Origin of the sequence: Kiloniella sp., assembly GCF_048270245.1 — a bacterium.
Classification (GTDB): Bacteria; Pseudomonadota; Alphaproteobacteria; order Kiloniellales; family Kiloniellaceae; genus Kiloniella.
This window is the reverse complement of the sequence record NZ_JBLWTH010000003.1, coordinates 1-15,240: the sequence shown is the minus strand read 5'-3', so window position 1 is coordinate 15,240 and position 15,240 is coordinate 1. Positions and strand designations below refer to the sequence as shown.

Below are 15,240 nucleotides of genomic sequence, written 5' to 3'. Positions count from 1 at the left end.
AAAGTTCAGAGATGAGATCGCGTTTCATACTTTTTAAAAAAGTGAAGCTGGTCAAGTTGGCAGCCCTGGTTATTGTAACCGGGGCCGTCGCATTGGGGGCGTCAATTCTTTCTGCCGTATCAGCCAGTCAGGCTCAAGCTCAGGAACAGGCTGATGAGGAAGAAAGTGATTTTTACTGGGAATATTCTGGTGCCGCGAATTTGGATCTTAGAGTGTTTCCTGATTCCGCTTTGCATAGTGGGCAACGGGATCAGCATTTAAATCCATCTATTGCGCTTGAACCTGAATTTCTGGTGGAATGGAATGATGGTGATGATCGTATTGATTTCAAACCGTTCCTTCGACTGGATGCTCAGGACAGTGAGCGTAGGCATGGTGATATTCGCGAGTTGAAATATCAACATATCGGTGATGGTTGGGATTTAAAAGTCGGGGCCGATAAGGTTTTTTGGGGGGTCACAGAATCCCGTCATCTGGTCGATATCATCAATCAAACTGATGCAGTTGAAGACGTTGATGGCGAAGATAAACTTGGTCAACCAATGGTTAATCTGGGTATCCAGAATGACTGGGGTGATTTCAATATCTTTGCGATGCCTTATTTTCGGGAACGTACATTCCCTGGTCGTAAAGGCAGGCTAAGGTCTTCTATGACCATAGACACTGATAATGCTGAATATGAATCTGATATGGAAGAATTCCATCCGGATTTTGCGTTGCGTTATTCGACTGTTCTCGGGGATTGGGATTTGGGGCTTGCTCATTTTTATGGCACCAGCCGTGAACCGCGATTTGTTGCGCGTGCTGATGGCAACGGCCAACCAAAGCTGGTCCCATTCTACGATATTATTAACCAAAGCTCGATTGATGTTCAGGCTACTTTTGATGAATGGCTCTGGAAGGGGGAAGGGATTTATCGTCGGGGACAGGGGGATGACTTTGTCGCTTTCTCTGGTGGCCTTGAATACACTTTCTTTGGGATTATTGGTGATTCTGGGGATTTAGGATTGCTGGCAGAATATCATTATGATGGACGGGATCAGGACGAAGCTCCGGGTGCTGTATTGGACGATGATATCTTTGTTGGCGCACGTATAACCCTTAATGATGTGGAAGATACAGACTTTCTTGCAGGGGTGATTATTGATCGCCTAAGCCATGCGCGTAGTTTTTCCATCGAAGCTGATCGTCGTTTGAGCGACAGATGGACAATTGAAGCCGAGTTACGGATTACAGATGGCCTAACGGATAAAGAACTTCAATATGACGTTCGCCGGGATGATCATCTGCAAGTTCGTCTAAGCTATTATTTTTAGATTTAGAGTTCATTCTGCGCTTTCGGATATTTCTATTCCCCGATAGGTTCCGTTCGAAAGCAAAGAAGAAAGGGCCGCATTTGTGCGGCCCTTTTTGTATGTGATGAAGAAACATAAAGTTTCGCTTTGAGATAAGATTCTCAGGTTGCGAAAAGTTCCTTTTCAATATTTTTGAAACCCTTGAATTCCAGTGCATTACCCGAAGGGTCCGTAAAAAACATAGTGCCTTGTTCTCCGGCTTCACCTGCAAAACGAATGTAAGGTTCGATAATAAAATCATCGATGATATCGCGCATACGGTCTGCGAGGGCTTGCCAGTCTTGCATCTGTAGGACAACACCACAGTGGGGAACGGGGACACCGTGACCATCAACGGCATTGCGAATTTGCCCAACTGATCCGTCTTTACCCAATGTTTCGTCCAAATGAACAACGAACTGATGACCGAACATATTGTAATCTATCCATTTGTCGCTACTACGACCTTCGGAAAATCCCATTTTTGAACCATAAAATTCTCTGGCTTCGGCAATGTCGCGAACGGGAACTGCAATATGGAAAGGTGTTAGCATTTTTATGCCTTTTCTTTGTTTTAAATTGTGGGTTTTTAACTTGTAGAATATTCAGTGGCAGAAATGCCAGATCTTGATGTTGTACTTTTACTGTTGTTTTAAGTGATACAAAGGGTCAATCACCCTTTTCTGAAGACGCCCTGAATGACAGAGATTTTATTTAACGCCAGGTTCTTTTTCAAATTTTTGGCGCGTTCGGGGAAATTTTTACCAATAAAGAGTGTCGGGTTTAGCGCCTTTGAAAGTTTGTTTTGATCATTGGTTGCAGCGTTGTAGTTATGGAACCACAGGTGTGTTTCTGCGGTAACATCCGTCCAGATTTCCCGGTGAAACCCTAGATCCTTTAAGATGTCCCGAATGACTTCTCCGGCAACGAGGTGGTTATGTTCGGGTTGGCTTGCCCAAGGAACAGGCATATATATTTGTCGGTCTTCATCTGTTTCTGGATTATCGTTGGAAAATATATCGTGAAACAGAAAGGTGCCACCGGGTTTGAGAACGCGTTTTATTTCTAAATAGAAGGCTTGTTTATCAGCAACATTCATGGATGTGTGTTGTGTCCAGACCGTATCAAAATAATTGTCATCATAGGGCATGTGGCATGCATTACCGTGAGTGATCTGGATGCGGCTATCAAGCCCACACAAGCGGTTTAGCAAGACGGCTGTTTCGCAAAAATCTTTTGTCAGATCAATGCCATGAACCTTGCAAACAAATCTTTCGGCAATGAAACGGGCCGGGCCACCGATGCCACAACCAATATCCAAAAGTTTCGATCCGGGATGTGCGGATAGATATTCACTCAATTCCTGCGTTGAGGCGCGGCCTCTGGAATGCAGGTGGTCGAAAACAGAGAAATCTTTTGCACTGAAGAGTGGCTTTTGAGGACTGTTCTCTTCACTGTTTACGGAAGCGATATCCACTTGAAGCAAGCTTGCAACCTTTTCGGCAAGATTACTTTCGTCACCATATTGTATCCCTTGTTCGTCTATCATCCCTAGCCTTCTTGGTCATTTTTCTTTCGGGGTGTTTTTTTATTCTAGGAATTTATAATGAAATAAGCAAAGGGCGTCGTTATTTAATGCTCACCCAAAGTGGTTTTGCTAGCATTGTATTTTGTGGATCAGGACTAAAGGGCAAATTGGATCATGAAAGAGTGTGTGATACCGGATCTGACAACTTTGCAGGACGGCGGTAAGCTGGCTTTCTCTCGTGCTCTTTCGGGACTGGAACAGTCATATGAAACGATGTTGCCTCTTTTAAGTGAATGTTATGGTCAACCCCGTGCTCAGGTCATCGGCGTGACAGGGCCGCCGGGCGTGGGGAAATCGACTTTATTGTCTGAAATGATTACCCGCTATCGTCAGACCAATCGGACCGTCGGGGTGATTGCGATTGATCCGTCCTCTAAACAGTCCGGGGGGGCTTTCCTCGGGGATCGGGTACGCTTTTCTACCGATCCGGATGATCAGGGCGTCTTTGTCCGATCAATGGCTGCGCGACAACGGTTGGGCGGTTTGTCTGACCATACCGTTGCTGCAATGGTTTTAATGCGTGCTGTATTTGATATCGTTTTGATAGAGACTGTCGGGGTTGGTCAGTCTGAAACCGATGTTTCAAGTGTTGCGGACACAATTGTGTTTTGCGTTCAGCCGGGATCGGGTGATTCGCTACAGTTTATGAAAGCTGGTATTGCAGAGATTCCTGATATTGCATTGGTGACCAAAGCTGATTTGGGAAAGGTCGCAGAAAGAGCCAAGGCCGATTTGCGTGGTGCTTTATCGCTGGCTGTAAAACGCAAAGATCAGTGGGACGTAAAGATTTTATCTCTATCATCTACCAATGCGGATGATGTACAGGCGTTGTTATTTCTTCTGGATGAACACTATAAATGGATGACTGAGACGGGGGAACTTTCAATAAGGCGCAAAAAACAAGCGCAGGAATGGTTGTTTGAAGGCTTGAGGGATAATTTTGGGATTAAGGGAATAGAGTTTATTCAAAAAAATGATCTCCTTCCGGAACAGCTGGATGGCGTTTCGCCCTTTGATTTGTTGGGTGTAATGGGGACAAAACTCGATTTTGCTCTAAGCGTATGACGGTTACTCAAACAGGGCCTGTGCACATCTGTTTGGTGTCTGATACCAGCTTACCAAACCTAAATCCGGCCCTTGCCGACATCGCAGATAATGATTTTTTCCCACCAAAACGGGTTTTGTTATTGTGTGATAATCGTCATCTTGATCAAGCGAGATACCTTAAGGAAACGTTGGTGGGGCATGGACTTGTTGTGGATATACACACGATCGATGACGGCATTGACCCCGTTGATATGTCATATCTTATTGGACAAATTTCAGTTGTTTTTGAAACGCTCTCGCCAGAAGAAAAACGATCAACGGTTCTGAACGCATCTGGTGGGGGAAAAGCATTAAGTTTGGCCGCGGTGTCCGTATTTATGCGCAATCACTTACCTGCATTTTTGGTGGACGCGCGTAACGACCGGATTGTATGGCTAAATGGTGAGGTGGGGAATACAGTTGATATCCCCGATAATGCCTTACTTGAAGACGTACTGTCTGGGAATGGTTTTAAAGTAGTCGCGCCAAAACCAATACGGCATACGTTGGATAAACGTCAGATGGTGCTTGGTCGTAAAATGGCGGAAAATGTGAAGAAATTTTCGTCGGTCATTGGGGCGTTTAATGGATATATGAGCCGGGCAAAAGGAAACGAGGGCTATTATCGGGCTGGCCCTGTTTCACATAAGTTGATGAAGAACCCGGATTTTGAGCAAATGGTTGATTACTTCTGCGAGACTGGACTGGTGGAATGGAAAAAGCAGCACTTGGTCTTCAGAGGGCTAGAGGCCGCAAGGTTCCTTAGGGGAGGGTGGTTCGAATTATACGGGTATGGTGTTGTCAATCAACTGAAACGAGACTGGGCAGAACAGAACTATCCCGTCCAGATCGGGGACATTGCCTGTGGTCTGAATATTGAATCGCCAACTGGTTCGCGAAACGAAATCGATATCGCATTTCTTTGTAATAATCGGCTTTATCTCGTTGAATGTAAAACGGGTTACTTTAATCCACGATCTCACCCTTCTGGACCTTCAAGCACCATGCTTTACAAACTTGACTGGTTAAAGGATTTGGGGGCGCCTGCAAGTAAGACAGCGATTTTCAGTTATCGTTCTTTACCTGATCATGATCTGGAGCGGGCAGAGCAAATGAAAATCGATGTTGTCGCAGGGTGGCCGGATATAATGAAGCTGAGAACGTTTTTGGAAAACTGGATCGAAGTGCCGCAAACAAGCTAGTTCTATATCCCGTTTTGTGATCTAAGTTACCGTGCCGTTCTATACAGAGGGCTCTTTGCTTCTCTATATTCCTATGCCGTTCTTTCTTTTCTCAAGGCGAAATTTATGTCTGTTTACTGGTTTTTGGCAATTGCCATTGCAAGTGAAGTCGTTGCCACACTTTCATTAAAAGCTGCTGATGGTTTCACAAAGCCTTGGCCAACAACTGTTTCTGTTGTTGGTTATTTAATTGCAGTATATCTGTTGTCTATTGTCACTCGGCAACTTTCAATCGGGGTTACCTATGCAGTATGGTCTGGGGCAGGAATTGTTCTAACTGCGGGTCTTGGCATGGTGATCTATGGCGAAAAAATGGATCTTGCTGGCATGCTTGGTATTGGCATGATCATTGGTGGCGTGTTGATACTTAACTTAGTTTCAAGCGCTTCAGGGCATTGAAACAACTTTGTTCAGTAGATAGCTAAGCGGTAGCAGAATTCTTCTGTATTACTTTTATCTGATAATTTCCGGGTCGTTTTTTGCTTTATGAAGCCAAGCTTGTTGTACAATTGATGTGCTTTTGTAAATCGTGTGTCAGTCCAAAGAAAGAGTTCAGAGACCTTTCTTATATTGGCTTCCTTAATAACTTCTTTCACAAGATGTTGTGCAAGGCCACATCCTCGATAGTCAGGGCAAACATAAAGTTTCTTTAACTCCATAGAATGCGTTTTTAAATAATCAGGATCTGATTGTGTGAACCCGCAAACTGCTATTAATCTATCAGGCTCTATTGAGGTGCTAACTCCAAAAATCTGACCGTTATGAAGCTTAAAGTAAGACGCAGGCTTTAAAAGATCTGACTCTTCTCGGATATCAAATATAACGCCACGATCTGCGTATTCTTCATAACATGACTTTACCAAGTCAATTAGAGAAGAGGCTTCATTATCGGTTAGGGTATTTTGCTTGAATTTTTGATCAAGCTTACTCATGCGTCGATTTCTATCCATTCCGGAAGCTGGGGTGTTACATTTGCTGCGTCGCAAAGTAGCTGATCAGAGCCAAAAGCATCGATTTTTAGGGTCGCCAAGCCCTGATTACCGTAGACAGACCTGAGGATACCGACATTTTTGCCCGCAATTGTAATATCTGTCCCTATCTCGGGTATAGGGCCCGTTAACTTTACAGGTACAAGGCGTTTTTTTATAAGGGCACGATATTTGGTTCGGGCTGTGAGCTCTTGCCCGATATAGCACCCTTTGTCCCAATCGATGGCACCGAGTTCATTAAAGCCGTTTTCCAATAAGATTGATTTCTCGATTTCAAGGTCGCGGCTACCATCGGGAACGCCAAGGGTAACCCTTGTCTGGTCATACGTCTCAAGAGTGCTTTTTATAAGGTCGTATTTTTCTATAAACTTTGAAAGGTTTTCTGTCGGAATACAGGCTCTTGCGCCCATGGCTTGATGACGAGGATCGATGTAAACACAGCCACCTAAAATTTCTTTACTGGCGCCTTTGTTTTTTGAAAGTCCTAGCGTCTCAGATAAATCAGAACCTTGTAGCGCAAGGACCGTATATTGATCGTCTGTTGGCTCAAGTGTAGCTTTTGAACGCATCTTATAAATCTTGAGGCGTCGTAACAGATCGGGCGCCCTATCTTTTTCACAATCGAGCAGAAGCCCGCCTTCTGGGGATGTTGTCACAAAAAATTCGTGCAAAAATTTCCCCTGTGGCGTCAATAACGCTGACCACACCGACTTTTCTGGCGTTACCAAGCTTATATCCTGAGTAACAACTGCTTGTAGAAAAGGGACAAGGTCTTCACCATCCAGTTTCAGGACGGTGCGGTGTTCAAGTATTGTCGCGGCAGTGTTACTCATTTTTTCTTCAATCTCTGTAAATAGTTGTCTGATGAAGACAACATCTGAACGTTTTGTCAGGATCGTCACCTAACTTGAGTCATGTAGTATGATATATAAGGTGTTAGAAGTGTTGATGAAAGAGTAAGCTTGCTATAAATCATCTACACTTGATTTACTCACTCACTGTTGGAACGACTGCGTTGAGAATTCTTTTTATTACGTCTAACCGGATTGGCGATGCCGTTTTGTCTAATGGTGTTTTACAGGCGATGTTGGATCAATATCCGGGGGCAAAGGTGACCGTTGCCGTTGGGCAAGCGTCTGCCTCTTTGTACGAGGCTGTGCCCGGACTGGAAGAAATCATCGCGTTTAAAAAACAGAAATACCATGCTCATTGGTTAAAGCTATGGGCGCGTTGTGCGAAAAAGCGTTGGGACGTTGTCGTGGACATGCGGGGAACTGGCATTAGTTATTTCCTGTGGACCGGCCGCAGGTTGGTTAACTCTGCCAAGGATGACAAGGTTCATCGTATTGTTGAGCTCTCTAAAGTCCTGAATAGTGTTGAACCACCGTCCCCTGTGGTTTGGACTGACGACAGCCATAATCAAAAAGCTGTAGAGTTGGTTCCTGATGGATCAAAAATTCTGGCCGTAGGTCCCGCTGCTAACTGGAGTGGTAAACAGTGGCCTGTGGAAAATTTCATTGAATTGATTGATGCCCTCACAGGTGCAGAAGGGGTACTTCCGGACGCACGGCTAATGGTCTTGGCGGCACCTCACGAGCGTGAACAGATTAAATCTGTGTTGACGGCTTTACCGCCAGAGAGGGTTGTCGACTTGATTGGCTATGACTTGGTGACGGCTGCGGCTTGCTTGAAACGTAGTGATCTTTTTGTTGGTAATGATTCCGGACTTATGCACCTTGCGGCGGCGGCAGGGGTTAAAACACTGGGATTATTCGGCCCCAGTCCTGAATGGCGTTATCATCCCTGGGGGGCAGATTGTGCGTGTATTCGAACGCCTGAAGGATATTACGAGATGACGCACCATCCCGATTTTGATTATAGCCACGGTGTCGAAAGTTATATGAAAACGTTAACGTTGGATATGGTTGTCAATGCCGCTGCTGAATTATACAACCGTGGTAAGGGTAATGCGGATAACTCTTGAGATTTAATCAAGTTAAGTAACGGAAAATAGATGTCTTCAGTCGCTTCTTCTTCGCTAAATAATAAAGTTGATATTCAATTATCTGCGTTGCTGGTTATTCATAACGAAGAGGCGCGTATTCGTGATTGTCTCGAACGGGTTAAGTTCTGCGACGAAATTGTTGTCGTTCTTGACCGCTGTACTGATGGATCAAAAGATATTGTTCTGGAATACACAGATCGTATTGTTGAAGGTGGTTGGCCGATAGAAGGTGACCGGCGAAATATGGGTAATGATACATGCCGCGGGCAGTGGGTTCTCGAAATTGATGCGGATGAGCATATTACCCCTGAATTGGCCACAGAAATTAGATCTACCATACAAAAGAACGATGCCGATTATTTTTTAATCCCTGTGGATAATTATGTCGGTGGTAATCTTGTAAGGTATGGATGGGGGGCACAGTTTGGCAAAGCTTCAGCTTCTTGTTTATGTCGAAAAGGCGTTAAGCGCTGGGGAAGTGATAGGGTTCATCCTAAGTTGCACTGGAAAGAAGGTGCGCGCCGGGGCATTAAGTTACAAAACAGATTGGTACACTATGTCGATGACAACATATCTGACATGATCCGGCGTTTTGATTCCTATACAACGGCCAGAGCAAAAGATTTACTGGATAATGGTGACATTGGAACAATGCCTCATAATGCACGTCGTATCGTAAGTCGGTTTTGGCGCTGCTTTATTAGCCGAAAGGGGTATCGTGAAGGGGGCTACGGTTTTCTTATTGCAACTTTTGCGGCGCTTTATCCCATGGTTTCCCATATCAAAGCTCGATACGAAGCTGATCGCTTAAAGTCATAATTGTTGACGCCACAATGATGGTCCTTTTAAGTGTCGTGATTTGGGGAATTATTTTATTCAGTTGGTGTCTTTGGACGTTGTATAAGTTTAGTCAGTGTTTGCCGCGGGAAGGGCAGCTGCTACTTTTTCGAGTTTAAGGTCTTGTAAGTCATCTTCCTGAATTATCTGCACATTGGGACCGATGGGAGAAATTTTGTCTGGATCCGAGGCATGTGAGAAGAGAACAATAACGGGACAGCCAGAAGCAGAAATCAGATGCATGGGGCCAGTATCATTGCCGACTGAAAATTGAGCTTTTCTGGCGATGACGCCGATTTGTTCAAGGCTGGTTTTTCCACAGAGATTAAGGGTTGCAGAACAAGTCTCTTTAATCTGGTCACATTCTATGCGCTCTGCTTCCGTTCCGATAAGAACTGGTGTGATTCCTAAATGCGTCATGTGATCTGCCAACTCGGCATAACGTGCTACAGGCCATCGTTTTTCTGGTCGGTGTGGGGCACCACCGGGCACAAGTAAGGCGTAGGATCTTGGCAGAGCCAAGTCTTCGATATCAGCTTTGATGAAAGATAAATCAGGTAGTCTTACATCTGTAATGCCAGCCGTTTTAAGCTGTTCTTTTTCACGAACGGCGATGTGGAAAACACCGTTGTCAGGCTTTTCGTAATAGTGTGAACAGCCCCGAACGTTGCCGACCCATTCGGGTTTTTTAGTTGGGAAAAGCTTGTAATAAAATCCCGTTCGTTCGTTTCGTTGCAGGTCATAAACACGATCAAATTTGAAAGAACGCAAGGTTTTGCGAAGTCTTAAAATAGACGGGATTTCATATATTCTGGGCTTACTGTCCATCAATACAGAATTAAAACAGCCACTGGCTTTGGCTAATGCGACATAGGGTTTTGTTGTGAGCAGTGTTATGTCTGCATCAGGGTGATGCGACCTGATGGCTTGAAATGACCTTATTGAGAGAATGAAATCACCAAATGCAGAGAGCTTTATTACCAAAACACGCTTGGGGCTTCCTGGTTTTGGCACTGTTTCTCCGACGCTTGTCATGTCGTCATTAGCAACAAGGTCGGGGTCTTCGGTTGTTATTTCAGGGCGTTCAATAGTCACGCTTCTACCATGTAAGTTTGTTTGTTCAAACACACTGTTAATCAGGTTTGTATAAATATTATCGTAACAGCAGGGCTTTGCCCGTTTTTATGCCGCGAGTTCTCTTCAGAGGTAAAAATTATTCTATCAACCATAACATATATTTAGAATAAAGGGTGTAATCGGAAAATAACATTATGAAAACCTTATAGTGTAATAGCTTAGCTGAAATTGTTGTTTGGTTATATATATTTTTGGCCAAGCCGCAATTTGGTCACAAAAATTCTTTTTTAATAGTCCGATATATTATTTCTGATTTATTGCCGGGATACAGTTTGTTTTTAGGGGGAATTCCTTTAAACAGGAGGCAGTTTAACCTTAGTTTCTATAGAGATTATTTTTAATACGAACGCACACATGTTTTGATCAGTGGTCTGGCAGGTTTATGTGCAGATTGTGGCAAGGAGTGATAACAAGGTGAAGGTCCTATTGGTATTGGGTGCCGGGGGGGAAGGTGGTGCAGAAACCTTTTATACTCATATGGCGCTTGCTTTTCATCGTGCTGGTATTGAAACTCATGCTGTTCTCAGACAGAACGATAATCGTATTAATTTGTTTAAAGCTGCCGGCATTGAGACACAGGTTCTTCCCTTTGGTAAGCTTTTTGATTTCAAAACGAAAAAAGGGCTAAAGCAGAAAATCAAAGAATTCAAGCCAGATGTGGTTATGACTTTTATGAACCGGGCTACGTCCCTTTGTCCCAAGGGTGATTTTTTACATATTGCCCGGTTGGGTGGTTATTACAAGCTCAAGAATTATAAGCATTGTGACCATTTGATTGGTAACACGAAAGATATTGTGGACTATCTAACCTCTGTAGGATGGCCCGCTGAACGATCTCATCATGTCCCTAATTTTGCCTCGGTAGAAGCTGATGCTTTACCCGTAAGCAGATCGGACCTGAACACACCTGATGATGCGACTGTGTTGTTGGCTTTGGGACGGCTGCATGAAAACAAGGCCTTTGATATCTTGCTGCGGGCTGTGGAAATTGAAACCCGCCCTTATGTGTGGATAGCTGGTGAAGGTCCCTTGCGAGAAGAACTGGAAACGCTTGCAAAAGAACTTGGGGTGTCTGATCGGGTTCGCTTTTTAGGGTGGCGCAATGACCGTGGTGCATTGTTGGCTGCTGCTGATATATGTGTTTTCCCTTCGCGGTTTGAGCCCTTTGGGTCTGTGATGATCGAAGCGTGGGCTACAAAGACACCCCTAGTGACAACGCGTACAGCCGGACCGGAAGAAATGGCCACTGACAATCGTGATGCACTTATGGTACCTGTTGATGATTATAAAGGAATGGCAGCGGCTATCACGCAGATGATGGATGAAAAAGGTCTGGCCGAGCGCCTGACAGCAGCAGGCTTTGAGACCTATGAAAAAGATTATACCGAAGAGGCTTGTGTGCAAAATTACATAAGCCTCTTTGACAAACTATTAGCGCAAGAAAAAAGGATTGCTTCATGAGCAAAAGCTACGACCTGATCATTAAGGGCGGTGATGTTGTCACGCCCAACGGGACCGAGAAAATTGATGTCGGTGTGAAGGGTGGGCGCATTGTTGCTCTCGGTAATCTTGATGGTGCGACGTCAAAGGAAGAATATGACGCGACTGGACAACATGTTTTGCCTGGTGCCATTGATACCCAGGTTCACTTTCGCGAGCCTGGGCTTGAACATAAAGAAGATTTGGCTTGTGGTACGGCTGCTGCGGCATTGGGTGGTATCGTTGCTATTTTTGAAATGCCAAATACAAATCCCAATACGCTTGGGCCTGTGGAGCTTGCGGACAAGTTGGCCCGTTGTGAAAACAGAGCTTGGACGGATCATGCTTTCTTTATCGGGGCTGCCGAAGAGAATGTGGATGAGCTTGCTGAGCTGGAAAAGCTTCCGGGTTGTGCCGGGATCAAGATTTTTATGGGTTCCTCTACGGGAAGTCTTCTGGTCGAAGACGAAGGCCTGTTGGTTGAGGTCCTGAAAAACGGAACCCGCCGCTGTCCGGTCCATGCCGAAGATGAAAACCGTTTAAGAGAGCGTTTTGCGCTGGTGCGTGATGGTGCCGAGCCGACCATGCACCCGATCTGGAGAGATCCGGAAGCGGCTGTTCTGGCAACAACCCGCATCTGTCGCCTTGCGCGTCAGACTGGTCGTCGTGTTCATGTGCTACACATCACCAGTAAAGATGAAATGCCGATCCTTGCGGCAAACAAAGATCTGGTGACGGTTGAAACCACCCCGCAGCATCTGACGCTCAGCGCACCCGAGTGTTATGAAAGGCTTGGTACCTTTGCTCAGATGAACCCGCCAATTCGGGATGAAGAACACCGTCTAGGCCTGTGGGAAGGTATTCGCACAGGTATTGTTGATGTGCTTGGGTCAGACCATGCCCCGCATACACTGGAAGAAAAACAAAAACCGTATCCTGCATCACCGTCCGGTATGCCCGGTGTGCAGACACTGATGCCTTTGATGCTGGATCATGTGAACAAGGGTAACCTGTCGTTAGAACGGTTGGTTGATCTGACAGCATCTGGTCCGGCCCGCATCTATAATATTGCGGGTAAAGGACGCATTGCCTGTGGTTTTGATGCTGATTTCACGATTGTTGATATGAACAAGGAAGAAACCATTACCAAAGATTGGCTAGCATACAAATGTGGCTGGTCGCCTTTTGAAGGCGTAACGGTTAAGGGGTGGCCAATGGCAACCATTATCCGTGGATCAGTGGTTATGAAAGACGGTGAGTTGATTGGCGATCCTCAAGGGAAACCTGTTCGGTTTACCGATACTGAACCAGCCAAAAATGCTTGACCCAAAAGTACTAAAAATGATGTTGACGTAACGTTGTTATTACAAAAGCCTGGAATTGATTTCAGGCCTTTGTATGACTTTGTTTTAATAGGGTGCTTTTAGCTAAGTTCTAACCCGCCTTATAATGCTGACTTTCAAAGTTGAGACCTAAGCCTATGGCCAATTCGAATTTTATTGTCGAAAATATTTTGACGGGGAAATCCGTTCCTTTTGGTCCGAAGGGGCAACCCAGTGCGATTGGAAAAATACCTGTCTCGGGCAAGCTGGAGATCACCAGCCTTGGTTTTGCCGATGATGAGCAAGCAGACCCAAGACATCACGGTGGGCCAGAAAAAGCACTTCATCATTATGCGCGAGATCATTATCAGGCGTGGCTTGATCAATGCCCGGATATTAATCCTAATTCTTTAAATGTTGGTGGGTTTGGGGAGAATATTTCCACTACTGGATTGCAGGAGCAGGATGTCTGTATTGGGGATATTTTTAAGCTTGGTACAGCGACGGTTCAGATCTCGCAGGGGCGTCAACCATGTTGGAAGCTTAATGTGCGGTTTTCTTATCCCAAAATGGCTGCTGCTGTCCAAAAATCGGGGCGAACCGGATGGTATTACCGTGTTCTGGACGAAGGGTCTGTTCAGCAAGGAGACCTACTAACCTTGATTGAGCGTCCTAATCCAGAATGGACTTTAGCGCGTATTCAAAAAATTCTCTATGTTGATACTCTTAATAAGAGAGATTTACAGGCACTCGCGTTACTGAAAGAGTTGGCTGAGAATTGGCATGTACTGGTACAAAAGCGTTTATCCCGTCTGGAAGTTGAAGACTGGAGCCGGAGATTAGAAACGCCTGATTAAATCGTAACCGCGTGACTGTAGCCTGTCGGCAGACCCAGCTGTGCTCTGTCGAAATCAATGCGAAATTTCATTGCTTTGGGTGGCTTTTACAAAGCATCTTTTTACGAGGAATCCTCTGGCGCTATATGCATTTTTTCCTCTTCTAGTTTTCCACGGTTTTGAGCTGCGTAGATAAAGCACGTTCAACAAAATCCAAACGGTCCTGTCCGTAGAAACTCTCTCCATCGACAAAATAAGTTGGTGCACCAATGACACCGCGCATGATGGCTTCCCTACAGTTGCGTTCCAGTTCGGCCTGAACTGCGGGTGAAAGTGCTTCATTGATAAGGCTTGTCACGTTACCAAAGCCCGCGTTTTCGCAAAGCTCTGTAATAACTTCTTTATCCGCGATGTCGCGATCATATCGCCAAAGAGCTTCTACGACCTTGAGGCTTAGTAAATCCAGATCACCTTTTTCCCCACGCTCTTTTGCACGCTGGGCGGCAATGACAATTCCAGAAGGTAATTCTACGGGGCCATCGTGATGGATAGGTTCACGCTGTAGGGGAATACCAAGATATTTTGCCCACCGCAATGCGTCGTTCATGGCATAATTCCTTAGCATCGTGGGGCGGTTATCAAAGGGAAGTCCACCTATTGCTGGCATTGTTACAGAGAGCACGATGGGGCGATGTATAATTTTGCAGTCATATTTTTGAGCCAGGGCATTCAGGCGGGCAGCACCTAGATAAGTGAAGTTTGAACGCGTTGAATAGTAGTAGTCGATTGTGTGCACAGTTTATACATCCCCAAAGGTAAAGGTTATTATTTGGGTGATCATGCGTCTTACTGTCAGTAATGGCAAGTTCGCTGGTATGATTGCGAATCAGATACTTGGTAAGATAATCGTGATGGAATCATGAGGTGTATAAGTCAAAAAGTTTTCTTGTGCCAATAAATCATACATATTGATGTAGTTTTTTTATGAATCGTAATTGCGATTACTTTCCTAGTCTGTATAGTTAGCGGCAATAAATTTTAATAATTTTTTTGTTTTTAACAGATTGACCGGAATAAATGCTGCCAGTCTGTTTTGCTAAAAACGAGGATAAGGGGTCCTAATATTATGACTGAAGGTTTTACAACTACAGGCAACAAAACCGTTTTAGGTGAAGAAGGCCAAGACCTTCTTGTTGGTCAAGCAGCTTCTACAATTGAAATTACAGCGCCAGCCGGTGGTGAAACCAAGACCGTTTCTTTGGAGCGTGGTCAAACAGCAACCCTGAATTTTGATGCGACGGCAGCAACCCCGGTACTGGAAGGCAATGACTTTGTTCTGACCTTTGACAGTAACGGTGACGGTAGCGCCGATAGTCGTATCGTTTT

General features: G+C 45.0%; 16 protein-coding genes. 10 read left to right on the top strand and 6 right to left on the bottom strand.

Annotated features, from left to right (window positions below):
* Positions 1–11: 11 nt before the first annotated feature.
* A complete protein-coding gene (locus ACN0W5_RS07885; RefSeq protein ID WP_417453605.1) occupies positions 12–1,316 on the top strand; it encodes a hypothetical protein in 1,305 nt (434 codons plus the stop codon).
* Positions 1,317–1,456: 140 nt separating this feature from the next.
* On the opposite strand, the gene ACN0W5_RS07880 is transcribed toward ACN0W5_RS07885, so the two are convergent.
* Both ACN0W5_RS07880 and ACN0W5_RS07875 read right to left on the bottom strand, forming a co-directional pair.
* The gene (locus ACN0W5_RS07880) at positions 1,457–1,888 is read right to left on the bottom strand and encodes a VOC family protein (protein WP_417453604.1); all 432 of its coding nucleotides are present in this window, start codon (positions 1,886–1,888) and stop codon (positions 1,457–1,459) included.
* Positions 1,889–2,007: 119 nt separating this feature from the next.
* A complete protein-coding gene (locus ACN0W5_RS07875) occupies positions 2,008–2,883 on the bottom strand; it encodes a class I SAM-dependent methyltransferase (RefSeq protein ID WP_417453603.1) in 876 nt (291 codons plus the stop codon).
* Positions 2,884–3,036: 153 nt separating this feature from the next.
* On the opposite strand from ACN0W5_RS07875, the gene ACN0W5_RS07870 reads away from it, so the two are divergent.
* From ACN0W5_RS07870 to ACN0W5_RS07860, 3 genes are all read left to right on the top strand, one after another.
* Positions 3,037–3,987, top strand: coding sequence for an ArgK/MeaB family GTPase (locus ACN0W5_RS07870; protein ID WP_417453602.1), 951 nt, complete (start codon positions 3,037–3,039; stop codon positions 3,985–3,987).
* Positions 3,984–5,210 (top strand): Card1-like endonuclease domain-containing protein, encoded by a 1,227-nt coding sequence (locus ACN0W5_RS07865; protein WP_417453601.1) that lies wholly within the window; start codon positions 3,984–3,986, stop codon positions 5,208–5,210. Before ACN0W5_RS07870 ends, ACN0W5_RS07865 begins: the two co-directional genes overlap by 4 nt.
* Before the next feature lie 105 nt (positions 5,211–5,315).
* Positions 5,316–5,648: a DMT family transporter gene (locus ACN0W5_RS07860; RefSeq protein WP_417453600.1), complete on the top strand. Its 333-nt coding sequence runs from the start codon at positions 5,316–5,318 to the stop codon at positions 5,646–5,648.
* A gap of 11 nt (positions 5,649–5,659) precedes the next feature.
* Here ACN0W5_RS07860 and ACN0W5_RS07855 read toward each other — a convergent pair whose 3' ends face one another.
* Positions 5,660–6,181, bottom strand: a complete 522-nt coding sequence (locus tag ACN0W5_RS07855) for a GNAT family N-acetyltransferase (protein ID WP_417453599.1) — start codon at positions 6,179–6,181, stop codon at positions 5,660–5,662.
* Positions 6,178–7,071 carry a YgfZ/GcvT domain-containing protein gene (locus ACN0W5_RS07850; RefSeq protein ID WP_417453598.1) on the bottom strand — a complete coding sequence of 298 codons (894 nt, stop codon included), beginning with the start codon at positions 7,069–7,071 and terminating at the stop codon, positions 6,178–6,180. Before ACN0W5_RS07850 ends, ACN0W5_RS07855 begins: the two co-directional genes overlap by 4 nt.
* Before the next feature lie 182 nt (positions 7,072–7,253).
* Between ACN0W5_RS07850 and ACN0W5_RS07845 the strand changes: the two genes are divergently transcribed.
* Complete coding sequence (locus ACN0W5_RS07845; RefSeq protein ID WP_417453597.1) at positions 7,254–8,222, top strand: glycosyltransferase family 9 protein; 969 nt, start codon at positions 7,254–7,256, stop codon at positions 8,220–8,222.
* Positions 8,223–8,252: 30 nt separating this feature from the next.
* Complete coding sequence (locus ACN0W5_RS07840) at positions 8,253–9,062, top strand: glycosyltransferase family 2 protein (protein WP_417453596.1); 810 nt, start codon at positions 8,253–8,255, stop codon at positions 9,060–9,062.
* 87 nt (positions 9,063–9,149) lie between these two features.
* Here the strand turns inward: ACN0W5_RS07840 and ACN0W5_RS07835 are convergent, their stop codons facing one another.
* Entirely contained in the window at positions 9,150–10,175 is a 1,026-nt protein-coding gene (locus tag ACN0W5_RS07835) for a glycosyltransferase family 9 protein (protein WP_417453595.1), read from the bottom strand.
* A gap of 456 nt (positions 10,176–10,631) precedes the next feature.
* On the opposite strand from ACN0W5_RS07835, the gene ACN0W5_RS07830 reads away from it, so the two are divergent.
* From ACN0W5_RS07830 to ACN0W5_RS07820, 3 genes are all read left to right on the top strand, one after another.
* Complete coding sequence (locus tag ACN0W5_RS07830) at positions 10,632–11,678, top strand: glycosyltransferase (protein WP_417453594.1); 1,047 nt, start codon at positions 10,632–10,634, stop codon at positions 11,676–11,678.
* Positions 11,675–13,021 (top strand): dihydroorotase, encoded by a 1,347-nt coding sequence (locus tag ACN0W5_RS07825; RefSeq protein WP_417453593.1) that lies wholly within the window; start codon positions 11,675–11,677, stop codon positions 13,019–13,021. The genes ACN0W5_RS07830 and ACN0W5_RS07825 overlap by 4 nt, the downstream gene beginning before the upstream one ends.
* A gap of 155 nt (positions 13,022–13,176) precedes the next feature.
* The gene (locus ACN0W5_RS07820) at positions 13,177–13,875 is read left to right on the top strand and encodes an MOSC domain-containing protein (RefSeq protein ID WP_417453592.1); all 699 of its coding nucleotides are present in this window, start codon (positions 13,177–13,179) and stop codon (positions 13,873–13,875) included.
* A gap of 142 nt (positions 13,876–14,017) precedes the next feature.
* On the opposite strand, the gene ACN0W5_RS07815 is transcribed toward ACN0W5_RS07820, so the two are convergent.
* Positions 14,018–14,650 carry a 2-hydroxychromene-2-carboxylate isomerase gene (locus ACN0W5_RS07815; RefSeq protein WP_417453591.1) on the bottom strand — a complete coding sequence of 211 codons (633 nt, stop codon included), beginning with the start codon at positions 14,648–14,650 and terminating at the stop codon, positions 14,018–14,020.
* Positions 14,651–14,980: 330 nt separating this feature from the next.
* Between ACN0W5_RS07815 and ACN0W5_RS07810 the strand changes: the two genes are divergently transcribed.
* Positions 14,981–15,240 (top strand): hypothetical protein (locus ACN0W5_RS07810; RefSeq protein ID WP_417453590.1); only part of this gene is annotated, 260 nt, incomplete at its 3' end.